We start from the raw sequence: 22320 nt of genomic DNA, 5'->3' as shown, positions 1-22320 counted from the left end.
TTCTGTGTGAAAGATTTACTTGCTAAGATCGCTGATTTAGAGCAAGAAATAGATGTACTAAAAAGCCAAAATAGGCGTATTTTAGAGTGCGCGGTTATTGAAAAAAAAGAGTTGGAAAAGCTTGCCAAAAAAGCAAAACTCTATTTTAACAATGCTGATTTAGGGTATATTATTCTCGACAAGCATCAAAATATTATTGATGTCAATGAAACCTTTACTACACTGCTTGGTTACACGAAAGAAGAGGTCTTTAGTCTGTCACTGAACCACTTTTTTACGGCACAAAAGCGATACGATAAATGGTTGCAAGAGCATTTAACAAGATGTGATTGCGAAAATGTGTGTAACCTTGAATACCGTCTGCGTAAAAAAAATCGCCTTACTTTTTGGGCGGAGCTTTTTGGTCGAAAATTTGTCGATGAGGGTGAGGATTTTACAATTTGGAGTGTACGAGACATCTCATTGCGCGTTAAATCACGTAATACCATTGCAAAACTCAACCTCAAGTACCAAAAACAACTGCGCGATATAGAAGCTATCTTAGACATCATTCCTGTTCCCGTTTTTATTAAAGACCGCCACTTTAAATACATAGGATGCAGTAGAGCTTTTTGTAATTTTTTTGGATTGGAGAAAGAAGATATTATCGGAAAAACGGTTTTTGAGCTTTATCCAGAATCGCTGGCACGTATCTATCAGACTAAAGACGAAGAGATGCGTTTCGGAAATCTTCAAGTTTATAAAATCACAACACCAAGCCATTTGGGGCGAAAAGAGATGACGCTGGAGATTCAAAAAAAGAGCATTATGAAAGAGGGTGAATTTGACGGTTTCATCGGTGTTATTATCGATATAACCGAATCGGAAAAACAAGAGCTTTATCTACAAAATCGCATCAGCGAAGAGGTTAAGAAAAATTTAAAAATTCAAGCGCTCTATCAAGAGGAGATGATTCGAAATGCCAAATTTAGCGCTATTGGACAGATGGCAGCGGGTATTACGCATGAAATCAATACGCCTTTGACGTACATCAAAGGCAACTTTGAGATGTTGGTAGAAGATATAGCGCTTTATATGAATGAAACGCCTCGCAAAAATTTAATTCTCCAAGATACGAAAACGATTCAAGAAGGTATTGAGCGTATCGAAAGCATCATAGAGACAATGCGAGAGGCATCCCAAAAGAGCCGTGAGCAAAAAGAGCGTGTTAATGTCTATGAAAGCGTTATTTCCGCATTGATTTTATCGTACAACCGTTCCAAACAAGTGGTCACCATTACCATTAATAAGGTTCCTTTCTCTTTGACGACTTCTAAGCAAGCTTATCATTTTACATGTAATCTTCAAAAGCAACGTATTGAGCAAGTGTGGATTATTATTTTAAATAATGCCTTGGATGAGCTTGTCAAAATTGACTCTTTTGAAAAGCGCGCTTTAAACATTGATGTTTTTGAAGAAAAAGAGCATGTAATCGTTCGCTTTCAAGACAACGCTGGAGGCATCGATTCTAAGATATTGCCACGAATTTTTGAACCGTTTGAAAGCACCAAGGAGAGCTCTGGTATCGGGATAGGACTCAATATCGCTCAACAAATTGTTTTGCAAAATGGCGGCGAGATTGTTGCGTTTAATAAACATAATGGCGCGGTGTTTGCGGTACGATTTCCACTGAGCAAAGAAGAACATCATGAGTTCTAATTTTTTAGACACCTTATATAACACGATGCGTGAGGGAATGTACGCATTTGATAGCGATGGCAAAATAACCCATTTTAATCCATCGGCTCAATCCATTCTAGGCTATAGCGAAGAAGAGCTTTTAGGGCAAATAGGTCACTTTATTTTTCATGCGCATCATGGAAACCAAGGACTGCTTCAATGCTCTTTGTATAAAGCGTTTTTACAAAATATGCCGTATGAGGGCGAAGAGGTTTTTCTTACCAAAGAGGGGCGTTTTGTCCATGTTTACGTCAGAGCCAATCCCCTTATGAGAGAGAACGTTAAAGAAGGATACGTTGTCATTTTTTGGGACATCAATGCTCAAAAATCTATTGAAAACAGTTTGGTATTTGAAGAGGTAAAAAACCGAATGTTTCACGAACAGAGCGATGCGGACGAGAGCGAAGCGTTTTATGAACAAATCTTTGAAACGGCCAATCTTGGTATCTGTTTGATTGACAAAGAAGGACGTTTTGTTGCTTTGAACCCAACGTGTTGTAAGATTTATGGGTACTCGGAAGCAGAATTGATTGGCAAATCGTGTACGCTAGTCGTTCCGCCTGAAAATAAGCAACACATGCAATCGTTACACCACGATTTTATGGCAGGCGCGTTGCATGAATTTAGCAATGAATGGGAAATCGTACGCAAAGACGGCACACGGATTTTTGTGTATGCTTCCGTCGGTATTTTACGCAATATTATTGGCGGACCTTATAAAATCACTACGATTTTTGATATTACACCGATGATAGATGCAAGGCGTGTCCAAAAAGAGCAAGAAGCGATGCTGGTTCAGCAAAATAAACTGGCGGCGATGGGTGAGCTCATCGGACATATTGCCCATCAATGGCGACAACCTCTTAATGTCATTAACCTCACAACGCTTGATTTAAAACTCAAACATGAACTCGGCTCTTTACATGTAAACCATCTCAGTGACTCTTTGCAAAACATACAAATGATTACCGAGCAGATGAGTCAGACCATTGATGATTTTATGAATTTTTATAAACCAAATAAAGAGAAAAAAAGCTTTTATCTCCATGAAACGATTTCCTATGCGACCCATATTATTTCAGCGCAATTGGCACTTGAAGGTATCCAACTCTCTTTAAATATCGACCATTCTGTCAAAGTCCATGGCTTAAGCAGTGAACTGCAACAAGTCATTTTAAATCTGATTTCCAATGCCAAAGATGCGTTTGCATCCAAAACATTAGATACAAAGCAGATTTGTATTTTTGTGTGGAATAGCCCCCAACGTGTGGAGCTGTGTATTGAAGATAATGCCGGCGGTATCGATGAGGCGTTAATGGAGCGTATTTTTGAGCCTTATTTTACGACAAAAGGACAATTGCAAGGCAGCGGTATAGGTCTTTACATCTGTTCGATGATTATGAAACAGAGTTTTAATGGATTGATTCGCGTGGAAAATATTAGCTATGAAGATAAAAAAATTGGTGCACGCTTTATTTTAGAATTTCCAAAGTAACACTCTTGATGAATTCTGCACTTGAATTACCAAAGCATCTTAAGAAAGTGTTTGCACTTTAAGGTCTAAACACAAGATTTTTTCTTCGTTATTTAAAACAAATTTTTGTGCAAACGTGCGGCACATACGCCCTGACGCACGGGAAATGTATTTTTGGCTGAGGTAATTACCCCGTTTGGATTCTTTGGTGATATAAAAGTACTCTTTGAGCGCATGATTGTCCCCATCGCGCGCGGGTTGAAAAAACTCATTGGTATCGGCACTGATGTATGTTTTTCCTTCTTGAATGCCTGTGTTCGCATCAATACAATAAATAGCTTCCAAAGGATCAAACTCTTTTAAAAACTCCGATAAATCGACATCTTTAGAGGTTTTAATCGTTTCAATAATCGTGTATGTGTACGCCTTGGCACTTTGAATAAGAAACTCTTTGTGTTGCATAGAGGCTCTGACATTTTGGGTGTGCTTCTCACCAATAAGAATAATTTTCTCATCTAAGAGTGCCTTATCATAAGGTGTTCCGCTAGGTCGCGCAAACCAAAATCCTTGAAAGAGGTCAATGTCAAGCTTCAATGAACGCAATATCTCCTCTTCTTCTTCCACCCCTTCTGCTAAGACAAGCGCTCCAATGTTAAAGCACATATTGGCGATGGATTTTAAAATCTCTTTATGAATAAAATTCAGATGGACGTTATAGACGATGGAACGATCCACTTTGACGACATGCGGCAGTACGGTTGAAATACGGTCAAAATTGGCATTGCCTGCACCAAAATCATCCAAGGCAATTAGAAAACCACGTTGCTTATAAAAATCGCAAAATTGCTTGAGACGTTCACTGTTTTGGATCTGATACTCTTTAATCTCAATCACAATGTGTGAAGGCGGAATACCAATATCGTTCGCTAAAGCGCAAAAAGCAAAATCGTTAAAGCTAATCATGCTATCTAAAAGATGCGATTCAAAATTAAGAAATAAGAGAAGCTCACTGTTCTTTTCGAGTAAGGGTTTAAATGCAATAAGCGCAAGCGTGCGTACATATTTGTCAAGTTCAAACGAGAGATTTTCTTTTTTAGCTTGGTCAAAGACGAAAATGGGTGAAAGTGGTTCGTTGTTTTCATCATGTGCGCGCATCAGCGCTTCAAGCCCAATGACTTTAGCACTTCGAATAGAAACAATCGGTTGAAAATAGATGCAGATACTATTTTCATTAATCAATTTTGAAACCACAATAATGCCTTTTCTTGGTCTGAGGGAACATTATAACATGCGCATTTTTTTCCAGTTGATTAAAAAATAGGCAGATTTTTCTTCTTAAATTGAGTGGTTTATAAGGAATTACCTCTACGGTTTATAAAGAAATGGCAAGTTTTTCTTAACGAAATAAAAGATGTCAGGCTCGATAGGAGCGTAAAACTTGCTAGTAAATGCGTATCTGTATTGGTAACGTAACGAAGTATTTCATCTATTGTAAGAAAGTTTTTATGACATGTAATATTGCTTTTAAAAGCATCAAAGAGAAAATTTAACGCCACTATACCTGAATGAGATTTGATAATTGAGCGCTTATTTAATACTAAAATAAAATTAGTGTGTTATAATAATACTAAATAAATATTAATATTATGAATTGGAGTTGTATGAATCTCTCTTTTAGAACGGCTATCAAGATAGTTTTAATCGCTATTGCCCTGTTTTTTATAGGTTGCCAAAGTAAGCCAAAAAGTGTATTTGATGGTAAAAACGAATTGGTCTATGCGAGTACTAAAGATATACGCAATATCAACCCTCACCTCTATGGGGGTGAAATGTCTGCTCAAAATATGGTTTTTGAATCCTTGGTTATCAATACGTCAGAAGGCGTTAAGCCATGGTTGGCTGAGAGTTGGGAGATTCGTGATGGTGGGAAAACTTATCTTTTTCATCTGCGCAAAGGTGTGAAATTTAGTGATGGTTCTGCGTTTAATGCCACTGTTGTGAAACAAAACATTGACGCTGTTTTAGAAAATCGTTCAAGGCATGCGTGGTTAGAGCTGGTCAATGAAATCAATGGCAGTGAAGTTGTTGATGAATACACTTACAAATTAAGTCTCAAAAACGCGTATTATCCGACATTATTGGAGCTTTCGATGACAAGACCTTTTCGTTTTATCGCTTCAAGCTGTTTTAGAGAAGGTAGTACAAAGAATGGCGTCAATGGTTATATTGGTACGGGTCCTTGGATTTTGGAGAAACATGAAAAGAATGCCATGGCGCTATTTGTTCGCAATCCTCATTACTGGGGTGAAAAGCCAAAATTACAGAGTATAAAATGGCGTGTCATGCCCGATCATCAGACGATTTTATTGGCGCTTCAAAAAGGCGAGATTGATCTCATTTTTGGTGCTGATGGCGATATGATTGACTTGAATGCTTTTGAAGTGCTTCAAAAAGAAGGTAAATACACAACGCTTTTGAGTCAGCCTACAGCTTCAAGAGCTATTTTAATCAATACAAAACAACCGATTACGCATGATGCAAACGTACGTGAAGCTTTGCAACATGCTGTCAATAAAAATGCGATTATAGAGGGTATTTTAAATCACTCTGAAACAATAGCACACACGCTTTTCTCCCCCACAACGCCTTACTGTAATGTTGGACTTCAGCCAAAACTGTTTGATTTAGCGCAAGCAAAAGCCCTATTGGATGAAGCAGGCTGGAAGATGGATGATGCAACAAATTTCCGCAGCAAAGAGGGCGTGCCACTTTGCTTGCGCCTTTATTTCAATGCGAAAAATGCGCAAGAGAAAACAATTAGTGAATACATACAAAGCAATTTCAAAGAGATTGGCGTAGAGCTTAAAATCATTGGAGAAGAAAAACAGTCCTTTCTGGATCGACAAAAAAGCGGTGATTTTGACCTCCAATACGCGCTTTCATGGGGAAGCCCTTACGATCCACAGTCTTACATCTCTTCTTGGCGTATGGCGGCACATGGTGATTACCAAGCGCAATTAGGTTTGGAACGCAAGACTTGGGTCGATGAGAGCATTCAAGCAATACTTATTGAACCAGATATTACAAAACGGCAAGCGCTTTATGCACAGTTACTCCACTATATCCACGATGAAAATGTCTATATTCCGCTGAGTTATTCACGTACCAAAGCGGTGTTTACACCACATCTTAAAGGGGTTATTTTTAATCCTTCGCAGTATGAAATTGCCTTTGAAAAGATGTATTTTGAATAAAAAAGAGATGTAATGCTTCGCTATGCCTTCAAACGTTTAGTATTGATAGTGCCCTTATTGGTGGGAATCTCTTTAGTGACATTTACACTCATCAACCTGAGTCCAAGTGATCCTGCGGAGGTGGCACTGAGGGTGAATGACATTACCCCAACCGCAGAGGCAATAGCGCAAATGCATCAAGAACTAGGGCTCGATAAACCTATTGTAGAGCGCTATACCTTATGGCTTAATGCTCTTGTGCATGGTGATTTTGGAGTGAGTTACGCTACCAAAAGACCGGTCTTAGAAGAGATACTGCATGCACTGCCGACAACCTTAATGCTCGCATCTCTCTGTTTGGTTTTGATTGTTTCGTTTGGGCTTGGTTTTGGGATACTGTGTGCTTTATATGAAGGCACATGGCTTGATACATTGGTACGAGGGCTAGTCTTTTTTTTCACAGCCATGCCCAGTTTTTGGATAGGATTGTTGTTGATCTGGTTTTTTGCATTTTATATGGGAGTGCTACCTACGAGTGGGTTGGAGCATGCAAGTGGCATTGTATTGCCTGCTATTACGTTATCGCTGAGTTATGTTGCCACCTATATTCGGCTGATGCGCAACACCATGATTGAGACGCAGCATGAACCTTATGTGCTCTACGCACGGGCAAGGGGGCTTAGTGAGCGGGTGATTACAAAGCATATCGTGCGAAATGCGTTACATCCTTTTATGGTGGCTCTTGGTATGTCCATTCCTAAATTGATTGCAGGGACGGTCATTGTAGAAAATATTTTTGCTCTGCCTGGCATTGGAAGGGTGTGCGTAAGCGCCATTTTTAGCAGGGATTATCCGATGATTCAAGCGTATGTTTTGTTTATGGCTCTGCTGTTTATGCTTTTTAATTTAGCCGTTGATTTATTAGCCACGCACTTTGACCCTCGTTTAAGAAGAAGAATCGCATGACTCTCTTTTGGCATAAGCTCAAAAAAGATCCGTTAGCACTAAGCGCACTTGTGATTATTTTTGGGGTAATTCTTTTGGGAATATTGGTGCCTTATATTGCTCCTAATGATCCGCTAGAACCACATTTAAATGAGAAATTTTCGGCATGGAGTGCCACATACCCACTCGGCAGTGACCACCTAGGAAGATGCTTGTTGTCAAGGCTTTTGTATGGCATTCGAACAACGCTTTTTCTAGCACTGTTGGCGATGACACTTACCATTACTTTGGGAACGATTTTCGGGCTAGCCGCAGGCTTTTGTCGCAAAGTTGAAGAGAGCATAATGCGGTTGTGCGATGTGATGCTTTCTTTCCCCAGTGAGTTGTTAATCCTAGCCGTTGTGGGAATGTTAGGTGCTGGCATAAAACATGTTATTATTGCTAATGTCATCGCAAAAGTGGCGTGGTATACGCGTATGATTTATTCGTTTGTCATTTTACATCGACAGAAAAACTACCTTTTGTTTTCACGTGTTGCAGGGGTCTCTTCATGGACAATTATGCGTAAACATCTCTTTCCTTTTATCGTGGATGATGTGGTGATGCTTGCGACACTTGATACAGGTTGGGTCATCTTAAGCATTAGCGCTCTCTCGTTTCTAGGACTTGGCGTACAAGCGCCCACCCCTGAATGGGGAATGATGCTGAGTGAAGCTAAAAATGTAATGAGTATCTATCCGTTGCAGATGATTCCCTCTGGAGTAGCGATTTTAATAGTGGTTGCGGCTTTTAACTTTTTGGGCGATAGCATACGTGATGCGCTTGATCCTAAACACTATCTTCTGCCTAAGAGTATCGTATGAGTCTGCTTTGTATCCAAGACCTTTCAATAACCGATGTGCGAACCAATACAGTACTGGTTAAAAATCTCTGTTTTGAACTCTCTTTGGGACAGGTGTTTGGAATAATCGGTGAGAGTGGTAGTGGAAAATCCCTTACATGTAAAGCAATTTTAGGATTGAATCCCTCATGGTTGAAACCTTCAGGCAGTATCCTTTTTGAGGGAAAGGAACTTATAGGCGCATCTGAGATCACTTTACGTCAGGTACGAGGTAAAAAGATTGCGATGGTGATGCAAGATGCAATCAATGCGTTTGACCCACTGTATCGTGTGGGCGAGCAAATGGTAGAGAGCTTGTGTGAGGTGAATGAAAAGTCGCATGCGAGAACGCGTAGTCTCGCATGGCTTTTTAATATGGGATTTAAAGAACCAGAGGTGGTGTTTAGAAGTTATGCCCATCAGCTTTCAGGTGGGATGCTTCAACGCGTGATGATTGCTCTTGCACTTGCGCAAGAGACACAAATCATCATCGCGGATGAGCCAACATCGGCATTGGATGTTATTCATCAACGCCAAATGATTGATATTTTTGCCTCTTTGCGCGATGAAAAACGCTCATTACTCTTTGTCTCACACGATCTTGCCATTGTTTCGCATCTTGCCGATAAGGTTCTTGTGATGAGAGAAGGTGAGGGCGTTGAATGCCAAGACACCCAAATGCTTTTTGAAAATCCACACCATGATTATACGCGCTACCTCATTCAAATGCGTCGCATGCTTTCACAAAGGTTTCATCAATGCTTCGCGTAGAGAATGTCTGTAAAGAGTACACCAAAGGGGTACGCATTTTAGAGGGGCTTAGTTTTGAGATGGCCGCTCATACATGTGTAGGATTAATTGGGGAGAGTGGGAGTGGAAAGAGTACGCTTTCACGGCTTATTTTGGGTTTAGAGAGAGCAAATTCAGGGTCAATTTTCATGGACAATGTACCAATTCATGCGTGGCATAAAAACAATCATGGAAGAATGAGTGTGGTATTTCAAGATTATACCACCTCCGTTAATCCACGCTTTTGTGTTGAACAGATACTGCAAGAGCCTCTGTGGCCGTTGCATCAAGAACTGTCGCATCAAGAACTGCAAGCATTGTTGCAAAGCGTGGAATTACCTTCAACATTTTTACATCGTTATGGGCATGAACTGAGTGGAGGGCAACTGCAAAGAGTCTGCTTAGCGCGTGCATTGGTCAGCAAACCTCAGTTTTTACTCTTAGATGAAGCGCTCAGTTCTTTGGATGTCTGTGTTCAAGCACATATGATTACGCTTTTAAAGCACATTCAAGAAGAGAAGCAGATGAGTTTTTTGCTGATTGCGCATGATATACAAAGTGTTTGTGCGTTGTGCGAGTCTATGATGGTTCTTTATGAGGGAAAGATTGTGGAGACGCTACGAAGTGATGCCCTGAGTGAAGCCAAGCATCCATACACGCAAAAATTATTAGAATCAATTCTCTCTTTTTAGATGAGAAATTAAGGAGCCAAATGATGTTACATGTAAAACCTATCGTATATGAGCAAGTCAATGACACAACACAGTTAAAAGCGGAGCTTTTTTTACAACAGCAGTGCCAATTACACTATGGAGATAAAATAACACCTGAACGTTATGAAGAGCTCTTTTTTCGTCTGAAACAGGAGATGAAGCGCACAGATCACAGGCTGTTGCTTGCTCTTAATGAAGACCACGAAGTGGTAGGGTGCATCACGCTTTCTCGTTACGATAATCGCATAGCATCTCTGAAAGAGCGCTATGATCAAGGAAACGTGGCAGAAGTAAGTCGTTGTTATGTGCATGAACGCTATCGACGAAGAGGCATTGGTGCGCAGTTGTTTGAACAAGCATGCTCTTTTGCCAAAGCAAAAAAGTATGCGATGCTCTATTTGCATACTCACTATTTTTTACCGGGAGGCTTCTCTTTTTGGCGCGCCATGGGATTTGAAATCACCGTGGATGAAGGGGGAAGTTGGCAAACCGTTCATATGGAACGTTTGGTAGAAGACGAAGCGCTCCGTTACGCGTAGTTACTGCGTGATAATACTCCAAGCGTTGATGAGTGTTTCCAAAGAACATGCCGCGTTTGCGGGGCTGGTGGAAGGAAGCTTAATAATGGGTCGATGGGTTGTTGCCTCACAGTACGTTTGGTAAAGCTTATGAGCCATCGCGCCATTGGCATAGATGTGTTGAATATTACTTTGCTCTAACAAATTGGTAAAGTCCATCGGTACAACATTTTTGATGCTACTATCGCTGGAACCTGTGATTTCGCAACTTTGAATGACATCCCAAAGGGCGATATGGTTAGCTAAGAGCATCGCTTTTTTTGCTTCGACGGTTGTAGGAAGTGGTGTTTTCGTAAGCGTGGCGATGACTTTCCAAAAGCGATTTTGAGGATGCGCATAGAAAAAATGCTGCTCACGGGATTTAACAGAGGGAAACGTGCCTAAAATAAGCACGTTTGAATGAGAATTATAAACGGGGTCAATCGTATGATGCATCTGTTTTCTTTTACATGTAAAATTGTTGTGTAGTACGAATTTTAGTGTAAAAGGTCTAAATTTGGCAAATACTCTTTTGTGTGGACGTTAAAAAGTCCTAAGATCGTATGAAACAGATTGTCTTGTGAAAAGCGCTCGGTTGCTTTTACATGTAAAGCGTCTAATTTTGCCTTTTGGCCATTGCCTAGGTAGATAACTGCTGGAACGTGTTTCTGCGCGTCGGGCGCTATAAGATAGGGCATCCCATGAAGGTAGATACCATTTTCACCCAAAGATTCACCGTGGTCTGATACATAAATCAAAGAGGTTTCATACTTGTCTTCGTTGGCTTTTAATAAATCAATCGTTTTATTTACAAAATAATCGGTATAAAGAATCGTGTTGTTGTAGGTATTGACAATTTGCTCATGCGAACATTTATCGAGTTCTTGCGTGTCACATGTGGGTGTGAAGCGTTTAAATGCAGCGGGATAACGTTTAAAATAGGTCGGTCCATGGCTTCCTTCTTGGTGCAACACAATAAAGGTATCTTCATAAGCTTGATCGACATTACTTTGAAAATCTTGCAATAAAACCTCATCAAACGTTTTTCCACCGTACTCTTTAACATCTTTCATCCGTTTAGCGACTTGCTTATCTCCGCCTGAATTATTGTCTCTCCAAAAAACACGAACACCCGTTTTTGCCAAAACATCTACAAGGTTTTCGTAGTACTCTTTATCACTGCTCCACTCATCGTGACCGTATTTGGAAAACATACAAGGTACGGAAATCGCCGTTGCGGTACCACAAGAGTAAAAATCAGAAAATGAGACAATGTCGTTTCGTTTAGAAAGTAATGGGTTGGTTGCAACATCGTATCCATCCAATGAAAAATTTTGAGCGCGAGCCGTTTCCCCGACGATAAATACGACCAATTTTTTCTTTGCTTCACTGGTCCTAGTTGCATCGGTTGCAATGGCTTGAAAGGTTGGTTTTGGTTTGATTTCGCCGTAGATGAATTTTCCAAGTGATGCAAGTGGAAAATAAGGATTCAGATACATTTTGAGTTCATGGTGATTACGAAAAAAGGAGCTATAGGTTTTACTCACGCCCATATAGAGTCCTACCGTTGCAAGTAGGGTAATGAGAACGACAAACGCTTTTTTCAGAAACTCTTTAGGATAACTCTCAAAATTGATACGCACTTTAAGAATGAAAAATGAGACAATCAATGCTAGTACGAGATAGATAGTGAGTCGAAGCGTGATAAGGTCTAAGACTTCATGCATATCAGTTTGAGCGGCATTGGTGAACATGTTTTTATCAAGAACCGTGCCAAACGTATCGATAAAATAACTGCTCAGCGTACTGGATAGCAATAAGAAGATAAGAATCAGTCGAAAAGCAAGTTTATTGGCAAAAAGCAAAAGAAAGTTTAAAATACATATCAGCATCAACAATAAGACAAAAGGAGAACTGTACATCAAAAAATAGTTTTTTTCATCCAAGGCAAAATGAAATACTTTTGAAAAAAAAGTAATGTTAAAGAAGAGGACGGTACTTACTGCCGCGAGAAAAATCGTTTTTTGGGTTGGAGAGAGAAAAAGCTTGAAGAGCATTACAAAAATCCTTATTATTTTAAATGAAGGTATTGTACCTAACAAGCATGAATTGTAGATGAATTAAAAAGTAATGGCTATTTGTGTGGAGATTTCTTTCGTGCTCGAAATATGAATCGTAAAGTCATGCAACTCAATAATGGATTTGACTAACGCTAGTCCTAGTCCACTCCCTTTTGCCGTCTGTTTTCCTTGCTCACTGCGGTAAAATTGTTCAAAAACATGTTCGAGTGCGTCTTTATCAATGCCAATGCCTTGGTCTTGAATGCATAAGTGATTTTTTTCAAGTGTAATGTGCACTTCTGAGTTCGGGTGGGAGTATTTAATCGCGTTATCGATAAGATTGGCGAACGCGATTTTAAGCAGTGTCGCGTTGCCTTGTCGGCTTAAAGGCTCTAAAAAATCTAATTTAAGCACAATAGAACGTCCTTTTGCAAGCACCTCTTTTTCTTGAATGGCATCGAGTAAAATTTCATCAATATAGACTTCCGTAAAATGTTTTTTAAGGTCCACTGTGGTGTTGCTAGATAAAAAAAGAATTTTTTCGATGACCTCTTGAAGGTGACTTACCTCTTTGTCCACATCGCTTAAAATGGCTTGGTACTCTTCAGGAGTACGCACTTTCCGAAGGCCTACTTCCACTTCTCCTTTTATGATAGTCAGAGGCGTTTTAAGCTCATGCGAGGCATTTTGCCCAAATTGCTTTACCTGTTCATAAGCGTGTTGCAGTTCATGTAAGAGGGTATTAAAGGTTTCAATCAAATCATCGACTTCATACGCAACATCTGATTTTGGGATAATGCTTTTAGTATCTTGCATACTTATTTTTTTGGCGGCATTGGTCACCGTTTGAACACTAGAGAGTGATTTTGAGATCAGGTAATAGGCAAGAAGTAAGATGACTCCTAGCAGCAACGAGAGTCCAACCCATAGCGTAGCAATCAGTTCTTTAATCTGTGGGGTATGTTTCTCGTAGGGAAGCGCGCATTGTAAAAAGATGAGTTGTTCCCCTTTATCGGCCAAAAAAAGTGTTCCAATCCGAATTTTACGTTGCGTGAGTTTTGGAAGAGCCATGCTCGAAAATGTGATTTTATCAGAGCGATTGGTGACTTGATGCAATAAGGTTTCAGTGACTTCAAGGCTTTCGTCTTTTAAATCCAAAGAGCGCATATCGATATTGGTACTATTGAGTCTTAAATCAAAGGTGACGACTTGTGTGTATAAAAGAGGCATATCAAATTCATCTTTAACTGCGTTAATCATTGTTTCAATATGCTCAGGATTTTCCGTATATTCGTGTTTGATGTCTTTGAGTACTGTAAAAAGCGAGCTATCGAGAGATTGTTTATAAGAGTTTTCAAGGGTGTGAACCACCACATATCCAAAGCTGTAAAAAAAGATGAATAAAATAATAAAAAGAGCCAGAAGCAATCGTACTTTTAAATTTTTAAATACATTAGTCATGAAGAGAATAGCCTAAATTTCGATGTGTTACAATCAATTTGGTTTCGTTGTTCTTATCAATCTTCGCACGTAAGCGGTACATATAAACATTGATGATATTGCTGTTGATGTTTTGGTCGGTATTAAAGAGTTGTTCTTCGAGCGTTTTTTCTTCGATAATGGCATTTTTATGGCGCATCAAGTACTCTAACAGCACATACTCTTTAGCCGTTAAAACAATGATTTCGCCGCCTCTTATCACTGTTTTGGTCAAGGGATTTAATTCAAGGTCGGCTGCTTTAAGCACAGGTTCTTTATGGTCGTTTTTACGCAGTTGTACATGAATGCGCGCAAGCAACTCTTCAAAACTAAACGGTTTTGTAAGATAATCATCTGCCCCTGTGTTAAGCAATGTGACTTTATCACTGATAGTACTTTTCGCACTGAGCATGATAATCGGTGTCGCGATTTTCTGGGTGCGAAGTTTTTGACAGACTTCATCACCTTGTATGCCTTTGAGCATAATATCTAAAATAATGACATCGTAAAGGTTGGTTGTTGCAAGATAGATGGCATCCTCGCCATTGTCACATACGTCCACACAAAAGTATTCTTCTTCCAACCCTTTTTTTAAAAAAGAAGCAATTTTGGGGTCATCTTCAACAATTAAGAGTTTCATTAAGCCTCTTTTATCCCTCTTTTCTTAAAGTAAGCGTCCAGACTAAAGATAAGCAGTGCTACCCAAATAAGCACAAAGCTGATTAATTTTTCTGGAACCAAAACCTCATTATAGACAAAAATTGCCAATAAAAAAGAAACGGTTGGGCTAATGTATTGAAAAAACCCCAAATGCATCAACGAGATTTTTGTTGCTGCTGCGTTAAACCATAGCAACGGTAAAACGGTGATAACGCCTGCTAAGACTAAGAGCCATGAGGTGCTATCAGGAGGGAAAATAAAGGCATTTTCGTGCTGAAAAACCAAATAGCTAAAATAGCCAAGTGCAAGGGGTAAAAGAATGAGTGTTTCAATATACAAACCTGTCATAGAAGGGAGATTGATTTTTTTACGAATGAGACCGTAAAAACCAAAGCTAAAGGCTAACGTTAAAGAGACAATGGGGACCGTTCCTAGTGTTATCATCTGATAGGCAATCGCAAAAAAGGCTAAAGCAATGGCTATTTTTTGCCAAAAAGTGGGGTGTTCTTTAAAAAAGATAATGCCTAAAGCAAAATTGACTAAAGGATTGATGTAATAACCAAGACTTGATTCAGCAATCATATTGTTTGAAACCGCCCAGATGAAAACCAACCAATTAATCGAAACGAGTAACGCTGTCAAAACTAAGTATTTGATTTTATGAATATCGCGTACAAGTAATTTAAATGCTCCAAACTGACGGCTGAAAACAATCATTCCAAAAAGAAGAAATACTGACCATATAATGCGATGAGCCAGCACTTCACCCGCAGAAACGTGTTGGATAAGTTTAAAATAAATCGGGATAAGTCCCCAAAAGCCAAAGGCAAGTAAAGCATAAATATACCCTTGAGCTTCTTGTGATAAATTGCGCATAAAAACCAACTTTAAAAAAGATAAAAAGTATTATAGACGAAAGCAACTTATAAGTAAAAGTTAATCATAGAACTTCATATTATTTTGTAATTAAAGAGTGTTATAATGGTGAAAAATCTAGGAATTGACAATGACTCTCAAATCAAAATTGTACATTTTTATGTCCATACTTTTTGTCATTTTCTCAACCTTAGTTTGGGTTTACTCTTCCTTTTTATTTGAAAATATCAATGAAGAGTGGACAAAACGTTTTGTAAAAAAACAGATTATTTTTGATAAAAACCGAACCCTCTTACCTATTATGCATGAAGAAGCAATCGTCAAAGAGATGGCACACGAACCCGCTATTATTGCTATGGCACAAGATGATATGAATGAAACGCGTAAAGCAAATGGGCTTGCTGTGTTAGAGAAGTATCGCCTAAGGCTTCAAAATCGCACCTATTTTGCAGCTTTTACAAAAAGCGAAAACTACTATTTTAATGACAGCAAAGGCAGTTATAAAGGCAAAGAGTTTCAGTACAAGCTTTCTGCATTGACCAGCAACGATTCGTGGTTTTATACAACCATTGCCGATGATAGGCTTTTTCAAGTAAATGTGGATGTCGATGAAAAGCTAGGCAACACAAAAGTCTGGATCAATTACCTGCTTAAAGTCAATGGTAAAACGATTGGTGTTGTGGGAACAGGGTTTGATTTTAACCAGTTTATTGAAGAATCCGTTGGCATTGAACAAGACGGTGTCCGCAATTTTCTCATTGATTCAAAACTTTTGATTCAACTTGCTAGAGATACAAAATTGGTTGATTATGCCAACTTGACGCAACCCGATGGTGAACATAAAAGTATTGGGCGGTTATTTCCCAAAGATATCAACGCTATTGAGAGCGCCATTGATGAATTACATGTAAAACCTGATGCCATCAAAACACTTTGGGTAGAGTTTGAGGGCAAGAAGCATTTGATGGGAATTGCTTACCTTAAAGAGATTAATTGGTTTAGTCTGACAGTGATTGATTCAAAAGAGCTCGCCATCTTAAAAGACTTTACAATACTTCCAATGCTCAGTATTCTCTTTTTTGTCGCCTTGCTCGCGGTTGGCTTAGCGCTTCATACCTTGGTTTTAAACCCTCTCGACCAACTCAAAACGTCTATGAAGCATGTTGAACATGGAGATTACGATGTGGCGTTTTCTCGTATAGGAAGTGCTGAAATAGCCGCACTCGCAGAACAATTCAAACAGATGGTGCAACATGTCAAAGAGACCAATAACGCATTAGAAGCCAAAGTCAAAGAACGCACGGAAGGCTTGATGCAAAGTGAGAAGAAACTCAATACCATATTAGATACGGTAGAGGCTTTTATTTACATCAAAGATGAACAATACCGTTATGTTTATGCGAATCAAAAGACATGCGAGTATTTTCATAAGTCACTGGATGAGATCATCGGACAAACCGATAGCGCTTTTTTTGATGCGTATACGGCAGAAAAGATTCATAAGATGGACCAAGAAGTCATTGAGCTTGGGCGTAAAATCAGTCGCGAAGAGTCCAATACAAACCATAATCAAGTCACCCGCGTTTTTTTATCGACTAAAATCCCTCTTTTACGAGATGATGGCTCTATTTATGCGTTATGCGGTATCTCAACGGACATTACTGAGCGTAAAAAACAAGAAGAGATTATCAAAACATTTGCATTTCATGATACACTAACGCAACTGCCCAATCGAAGACTCTTTGATGAACGCTTAGAGCTTTTACTAGGATTGTGTCGAAGAAGTCATAAATATGGCGCTTTGATTATTGTTGATTTGGATAATTTCAAACCGTTAAATGATTTTTGTGGGCATCAAGCCGGAGATGCATTGTTGGTTGAGGTGGCTCAGAGGTTGCGTCATTGTGTTCGTGAAACAGATACCGTGGCACGTTTTGGCGGCGATGAGTTCGTCATAGCACTTGGCGAATTAGATGAAAACAGTATTGTGGCGTATCAAGAAGCCTATAAAATTGCCTTTAAAATTTTGGTTCAGTTGGGCAATCCTTATGTCATTACGGTCACTTCGGATGATGAACAGATGCAGACTATTGAGCATCGGTGTACGGCGAGTATTGGTGTGACGCTTTTTGGTCACGAGAAGCAAAATAAAGACCAGATATTTAATGAAGCCGACAAAGCAATGTTTGAAGCCAAAGAAAAAGGGCGAAATCGCATCGAATTTTATGAGGAGTACAGTGTATGATTAAAGTGTATGGAATTACAACCTGTGGGAGTGTTAAAAAAGCGACGGCTTTTTTAAAAGCGCATCAAAAAGCCTATGAATTTGTGGATTTGAAAAGTGTTGCAATCCCTGCGGCAAAACGTCAAGAGTGGCTCTCAAAACAGAGCATGAGCGTTCTTTTTAATACAAAAGGAACAAAGTTCAAAACGCTAAAATTGGATAAAACAATGAGCGATAGTGAAAAAGAAGGGTGGCTCGAAAAAGAACAACTACTCTACAAACGCCCCATCATCGAGTGTGACGATGGAACGCTTGTCGTTGGTTTTGATGAAGCGTTGTATGCGCAAAAATTTGCTTAAGCACGCTTGGCGGTTGAGATAAAAAAGGCCGCCACGAGTAAAAAAGCGCCCGTGATACGATTTTGAATTTTAATCGCGCGAATGGATTTAATGACATTTTTAAGACGGGAGGCTAAAGAGCTATACCCTGTCATCACGATAATATCAACGCAAATGAGTGTGGCGCAAATAATCGTAAATTGCTTTAATAATGGCTCGTTTGGATTTAAAAATTGAGGGATAAATGCCACTAAAAAAACAGTCGCTTTGATATTGGTAAGATTGATAAGCGTCGCTTGGAAGTATGCACGTGAGGCTGAAAAGGCTTTAATATGCTCTGCTTCACTTGGCAAATGCGGCTTTTCAATAAATTTCATTACGCCTAAAAAGACCAAATAGACAACACCAATCCATTTGATAATATTAAACAATAGAAGAGATTTTAAAATCAAAGAGCCTAGGCCAATGACAACCACAAATGTTTGAATCAAAAGTCCTGTTTGAAGCCCAAAAATAGCCGCGTATGAGCGTTTTAAACCGTATTTTAGACCATAATTCATTGAAACAACGGCTCCAGCACCCGGAGAGACACTGATTAAAATCGAAGCCACTAACATCGTTAGCCAAATATCAAGAGGCATACTACATCCTTGAAGAAGTTTTGCAAAGCATTATTTTAACACACGAGGGCTTATGGGGTATTGATAAATGAGCCTACGTGTGGTACAATCTTCTCTTATTTCAAAGGGAGGCGTGATGCGAGCAAGAGGTGTGCTTTTAGCAGGGTTTATCATTCTTAGTGTCACGATAATGGCACAAATCACCTACTTCTCAAAAACACATGCCCTATCTCCCGAATCTATTATATGTAAAGAGTCTTTCACAAGCCTTGTGGGGCTTCCTGATCTTGCTTTAGTGAGTGAAGCGCACTTCATTCGCCATCGGAGTTTGAGCGATGTTTTTTCAGCGTTTGCCGACGCGCCTGAACTGTTGGAGTATTTTCCTTCCACCTTTGTCTATCATGCCGCGTCTTTGCCCATTCCTTCAAGGATAGAACGTGCGCATTAGTCTCAATTTTTTACTCTTAGAGTATGCACTGCGCGCTTTAATCCGCCAACGGGGCAAAAGTTTTTTCATTTTTATCATCTTAAGTCTGCTTATTTTTTTACTTGCTTCTATTCTTATGATTGCCGATGCGATTAAACTAGAACTCAATACCACCCTTAAAACGTTGCCCGAAATTACGTTACAACGCTTTGTGGCAGGCAAACAAAGTGACGTGAGCATCGACAGGGTAGATGCTTTGCTTGAAATTGCAGGCGTGAGCCGTGTTGTTCCACGCATTTGGGGGTATTACTATTTTAAACCCGCGGGGGTTAATTTCTCAGTCGTGGGTGTGGATGCTTTTGAGGAGCCGTACAAAGAGCGTTTAGGCGCCTTATTGCAAAATGTCAATCTAAAAGCACTGGAAAAAGATGAAGCGATGATTGTCGGGGAAGGCGTGAAAAGGGTACTTGAAGAGAACTACTATACTGATTTTTTTAATTTTATTACCGAAAAAGGCACATGGAAAAAAGTCTCTATCGCAGGCGTTTTTCACTCCAACCTCTCTTTAGAATCCAATGACTTGATTTTAATGCCCAAAAAAATGGTGTATGAGATTTTTGGCATGGATAGAAACAGAGCCACCGATATTGTGGTACATGTGGCAAATCCAAAAGAAATTGCAACGATAGTGCAAAAAATTACGGAAAAATACCCCGATATGCGCGCAATCACGCAAGATGATATCCGTGTGAGCTATCAAAATATCTTTGATTATAAAAGTGGATTTTTTCTTTCGCTCTTTAGCGTCTGTGCCTTTGCTTTTTTTATCATTATCTATGATAAAACCAGTGGTTTAAGTTCAGAAGAGAAACGAGAAATCGGTATTTTAAAAGCGCTTGGTTGGGGCATGGATGAAATCATGAAAGAGAAATTTTATGAGAGCTTTATTCTCTCTTTGAGTGCTTTTTTAGTTGGAGTTTGCGCAGCGCTCTTTTTTGTTTATGGTTTGCACGCACCTCTTTTACGAGCGGTGTTTATCGGTTACTCGGAGCTAAAACCTTCGTTTGTTCTTCCTTTTAGCCTTAATGCAACGATGCTCGTACTACTTTTTTTCCTAAGCGTTCCTATTTACGTTGCGGCAACCCTGATTCCTGCATGGCGCGCTTCAACGCTTGATGCCGATGAGGTGATGCGATGATTGTGCTGAATGATGTAAGCAAAACATTTGCGCAAGGTGATGAGATATGCCATGCTTTAGAGCATATTTTTTTACATGTAAAAGAGGGTGAATGCGTGGTGATACGAGGGGCGAGTGGCAGTGGAAAGAGTACATTGCTCTCTTTAATTGCAGGATTGTCAAAGCCTACCAGTGGTGAAGTCAATGTCATGGGAAAAGAAATATCCAAATTGCCGGAGCATTTAAGTGCCCAGTTTAGACGCGCGCATATAGGATTTATCTTTCAGAAATTTCATTTAATTCCTAGTTTAACTGTTGAAGAAAATATCATAGCGCCTCTTATCCCAGACAATCCTCCGTTAAAAACCTTATCTGAAAAAGCTCATGCTGCTATGAATCAGTTTGAGCTTACATCAAAAGCCAAACGTGCTATCAAGCAGCTTTCAGGAGGAGAACAACAGCGCGTTGCGATTGCGCGTGCTTTGATTAACACGCCTTCTATCGTCCTTGCTGATGAGCCAACGGCCAATCTGGACGCAAAACTATCAAAAGCATTAATGGAGCAGTTGTCAGAATTAAAACGCCGTGGTGTGACGCTCATTATTGCCACACACGACCCACTCTTTTTTGAACAGCCTTTTGTCGATAGAATCGTAGAACTACGCAATGGGAACGTTGTGTCATGAGTTTAACGCCTCAAATCGTTGCGCTGTTAGTGCTTGATGTCATTTTTATCTTCTTTGGGCTGATCGCTTTTTTTCTCAGTGCAAAAATTGCATTGCTATGGAATGCCAAAGCAACAACACCTCTTCAGTATAAGCTGTATCAGCAAAGCTACTTGGTGGCAGTTATCATCAAGTATTTGTTTGTGCTTAAATTGCCGTTGTTTCTCTTTTTTATCTTCACGTGCGATACGCTCTCATCCATCATCACGGGTGCGATGTGTGCGAGCGGGGTCGTAAACTCCGTTGATTTTGGACTCAATTTAACACTCTTTAAACTGGTCAATCTCTATCTTTTTGGATTTTGGCTCCTTTTGCACCACGCCGATATGAAAGAGGAAACGCAGCCTTTTACGAAGCTAAAATTTTTTCTTTTTACTTTGTTTGCCATACCGCTTTTTGTGGAAATTTTCTTAGAAATCGACTTTTTTACAAGCCTGAATATCAGCAAAATTGTCAGCTGTTGTGGTACCTTATTTTCTGCGGCAAGCACTTCGTCCGTGTCGTTGCTTTTCTTGGTGGATGCCAACGTCTGGATGCTTCTTTTTTACGCGAGTTTTGCTGTGGTCATCGTGGCTTATAAAGTGAAAAACACGCCACTTTTAATTCTTTCCAATATCTTTTTATGTTTTTTTGCTATTGTGTCGCTCATTTTATTCTTTAGCCCTTACGTGTATGAACTTCCGACGCATCATTGTCCGTTTTGTTTGTTGCAAAGCGACTATTTTTATGTGGGATATGGCTTGTACACGCTTTTGTTTATCGGAACGTTTTATGGTATTTGCGGAGGTATTTTAGATGTGCTGCGCCATACAAAAACAAAGCGTTTTTTTGATATATCTCTCGTGGTCAATGCGCTGTATGTCATCAGTATCTCAGCGTATCCTTTGAGTTATTATGTGCGAAATGGAGTGTGGTTATGAAGCGTTATTCGGGTATTTTAGTTTTAATTTTATTTCCGTTGATTGCTCTTGGTAGCGTCTTTTGGTTTTTACATGTAAAACATCAACTCCCTACGGATATTACGAATACAGAGGCAAAGCCGTTGGAATTTAAAGACAATACAATTCAATGCCCCGAATGCCATATGTATTTAGTCGGCAAGAAGCATACGGCGCAAATCATTACGGCTGATAAAAAAACACATTTTTTTGATGACGTTGGTTGTGCTATACTGTGGCTCAAAACAGAAAAAATAGACCCTTTTCAAACAACGTTTTTCGTGTTTAGTAACGATACCAATCGTTATATTGACGCCTTTAAAGCGAGCTATACGTTGGATGATGAAACACCTATGAAATATGGCTTTGGAGCCTATGAAAATGCAAAAGAAGGCATGATAGACTTTCGTTCGATGCGCTTGCGTATGCTTCGAGGCGAAACGATGCAAGACCCAAAAATTAGACAACATCTGAAAGGACATTAAC

At 39.6% G+C, this 22320-nt stretch carries 22 protein-coding genes; 15 read left to right on the top strand and 7 right to left on the bottom strand.

Translation table 11 applies throughout. The annotated features are described in order from the left end of the window. Positions 1-6: 6 nt before the first annotated feature. Both AC5SLP_RS10525 and AC5SLP_RS10520 read left to right on the top strand, forming a co-directional pair. Complete coding sequence (locus AC5SLP_RS10525) at positions 7-1698, top strand: PAS domain-containing sensor histidine kinase (RefSeq protein WP_495255105.1); 1692 nt, start codon at positions 7-9, stop codon at positions 1696-1698. After that, entirely contained in the window at positions 1688-3214 is a 1527-nt protein-coding gene (locus AC5SLP_RS10520) for a PAS domain-containing sensor histidine kinase (protein WP_495255104.1), read from the top strand. The genes AC5SLP_RS10525 and AC5SLP_RS10520 overlap by 11 nt, the downstream gene beginning before the upstream one ends. A gap of 39 nt (positions 3215-3253) precedes the next feature. Here the strand turns inward: AC5SLP_RS10520 and AC5SLP_RS10515 are convergent, their stop codons facing one another. Further along, positions 3254-4444 carry an EAL domain-containing protein gene (locus AC5SLP_RS10515; protein ID WP_495255103.1) on the bottom strand — a complete coding sequence of 397 codons (1191 nt, stop codon included), beginning with the start codon at positions 4442-4444 and terminating at the stop codon, positions 3254-3256. A 410-nt stretch (positions 4445-4854) separates the two neighbouring features. Between AC5SLP_RS10515 and nikA the strand changes: the two genes are divergently transcribed. Genes nikA through AC5SLP_RS10485 form a run of 6 tightly spaced genes read left to right on the top strand, consistent with a single transcriptional unit; the run spans position 4855 to position 10292 of the window. Next, positions 4855-6447, top strand: a complete 1593-nt coding sequence (gene nikA / locus AC5SLP_RS10510; RefSeq protein WP_495255102.1) for a nickel ABC transporter substrate-binding protein — start codon at positions 4855-4857, stop codon at positions 6445-6447. Between the two features lie 12 nt (positions 6448-6459). Then, a complete protein-coding gene (opp1B, locus tag AC5SLP_RS10505) occupies positions 6460-7392 on the top strand; it encodes a nickel/cobalt ABC transporter permease (protein WP_495255101.1) in 933 nt (310 codons plus the stop codon). Beyond that, a complete protein-coding gene (gene opp1C, locus AC5SLP_RS10500; RefSeq protein WP_495255100.1) occupies positions 7389-8234 on the top strand; it encodes a nickel/cobalt ABC transporter permease in 846 nt (281 codons plus the stop codon). Before opp1B ends, opp1C begins: the two co-directional genes overlap by 4 nt. Further along, positions 8231-9022 carry an ATP-binding cassette domain-containing protein gene (locus tag AC5SLP_RS10495; RefSeq protein ID WP_495255099.1) on the top strand — a complete coding sequence of 264 codons (792 nt, stop codon included), beginning with the start codon at positions 8231-8233 and terminating at the stop codon, positions 9020-9022. Before opp1C ends, AC5SLP_RS10495 begins: the two co-directional genes overlap by 4 nt. Next, positions 9010-9732, top strand: a complete 723-nt coding sequence (locus tag AC5SLP_RS10490; RefSeq protein WP_495255098.1) for an ABC transporter ATP-binding protein — start codon at positions 9010-9012, stop codon at positions 9730-9732. Before AC5SLP_RS10495 ends, AC5SLP_RS10490 begins: the two co-directional genes overlap by 13 nt. A 20-nt stretch (positions 9733-9752) precedes the next feature. Next, entirely contained in the window at positions 9753-10292 is a 540-nt protein-coding gene (locus tag AC5SLP_RS10485; RefSeq protein ID WP_495255097.1) for a GNAT family N-acetyltransferase, read from the top strand. Here AC5SLP_RS10485 and AC5SLP_RS10480 read toward each other — a convergent pair whose 3' ends face one another. The 5 genes from AC5SLP_RS10480 to rarD form a co-directional block, all read right to left on the bottom strand. Then, entirely contained in the window at positions 10293-10766 is a 474-nt protein-coding gene (locus AC5SLP_RS10480; RefSeq protein WP_495255096.1) for a DNA-deoxyinosine glycosylase, read from the bottom strand. It abuts the gene before it with no gap. 41 nt (positions 10767-10807) lie between these two features. Then, positions 10808-12367, bottom strand: a complete 1560-nt coding sequence (locus tag AC5SLP_RS10475; protein ID WP_495255095.1) for a phosphoethanolamine transferase — start codon at positions 12365-12367, stop codon at positions 10808-10810. A gap of 63 nt (positions 12368-12430) precedes the next feature. Beyond that, positions 12431-13831 carry a sensor histidine kinase gene (locus tag AC5SLP_RS10470; protein WP_495255094.1) on the bottom strand — a complete coding sequence of 467 codons (1401 nt, stop codon included), beginning with the start codon at positions 13829-13831 and terminating at the stop codon, positions 12431-12433. Continuing rightward, on the bottom strand, positions 13824-14489 hold the full coding sequence (locus AC5SLP_RS10465) for a response regulator transcription factor (RefSeq protein ID WP_495255093.1): 666 nt from the start codon (positions 14487-14489) through the stop codon (positions 13824-13826). The genes AC5SLP_RS10470 and AC5SLP_RS10465 overlap by 8 nt, the downstream gene beginning before the upstream one ends. Next, entirely contained in the window at positions 14489-15385 is an 897-nt protein-coding gene (gene rarD / locus AC5SLP_RS10460) for an EamA family transporter RarD (protein WP_495255092.1), read from the bottom strand. Before rarD ends, AC5SLP_RS10465 begins: the two co-directional genes overlap by 1 nt. 130 nt (positions 15386-15515) lie before the next feature. Between rarD and AC5SLP_RS10455 the strand changes: the two genes are divergently transcribed. After that, a complete protein-coding gene (locus AC5SLP_RS10455; protein WP_495255091.1) occupies positions 15516-17630 on the top strand; it encodes a diguanylate cyclase domain-containing protein in 2115 nt (704 codons plus the stop codon). Continuing rightward, positions 17627-17968: an arsenate reductase family protein gene (locus tag AC5SLP_RS10450; protein WP_495255090.1), complete on the top strand. Its 342-nt coding sequence runs from the start codon at positions 17627-17629 to the stop codon at positions 17966-17968. Before AC5SLP_RS10455 ends, AC5SLP_RS10450 begins: the two co-directional genes overlap by 4 nt. Here the strand turns inward: AC5SLP_RS10450 and AC5SLP_RS10445 are convergent. Further along, positions 17965-18588 (bottom strand): LysE family transporter, encoded by a 624-nt coding sequence (locus AC5SLP_RS10445; protein WP_495255089.1) that lies wholly within the window; start codon positions 18586-18588, stop codon positions 17965-17967. The genes AC5SLP_RS10450 and AC5SLP_RS10445 overlap by 4 nt on opposite strands. Before the next feature lie 115 nt (positions 18589-18703). Between AC5SLP_RS10445 and AC5SLP_RS10440 the strand changes: the two genes are divergently transcribed. From AC5SLP_RS10440 to AC5SLP_RS10420, 5 genes are read left to right on the top strand one after another with little or no spacing between them, the layout of a single operon-like run. Continuing rightward, positions 18704-19015 carry a hypothetical protein gene (locus tag AC5SLP_RS10440; RefSeq protein ID WP_495255088.1) on the top strand — a complete coding sequence of 104 codons (312 nt, stop codon included), beginning with the start codon at positions 18704-18706 and terminating at the stop codon, positions 19013-19015. After that, positions 19005-20192, top strand: a complete 1188-nt coding sequence (locus AC5SLP_RS10435; protein ID WP_495255087.1) for an ABC transporter permease — start codon at positions 19005-19007, stop codon at positions 20190-20192. The genes AC5SLP_RS10440 and AC5SLP_RS10435 overlap by 11 nt, the downstream gene beginning before the upstream one ends. Next, complete coding sequence (locus AC5SLP_RS10430) at positions 20189-20857, top strand: ABC transporter ATP-binding protein (RefSeq protein ID WP_495255086.1); 669 nt, start codon at positions 20189-20191, stop codon at positions 20855-20857. The genes AC5SLP_RS10435 and AC5SLP_RS10430 overlap by 4 nt, the downstream gene beginning before the upstream one ends. After that, entirely contained in the window at positions 20854-21816 is a 963-nt protein-coding gene (locus tag AC5SLP_RS10425; protein ID WP_495255085.1) for a hypothetical protein, read from the top strand. The genes AC5SLP_RS10430 and AC5SLP_RS10425 overlap by 4 nt, the downstream gene beginning before the upstream one ends. After that, positions 21813-22319, top strand: coding sequence for a hypothetical protein (locus AC5SLP_RS10420; RefSeq protein ID WP_495255084.1), 507 nt, complete (start codon positions 21813-21815; stop codon positions 22317-22319). The genes AC5SLP_RS10425 and AC5SLP_RS10420 overlap by 4 nt, the downstream gene beginning before the upstream one ends. The last annotated feature ends 1 nt before the right edge of the window (position 22320 follow it).

The sequence above is a fragment of the Sulfurospirillum sp. E15m genome (genome assembly GCF_059415145.1).
The sequence above is the reverse complement of the archived record's forward strand: the minus strand, read 5'-3'. Positions and strand labels throughout refer to the sequence as shown.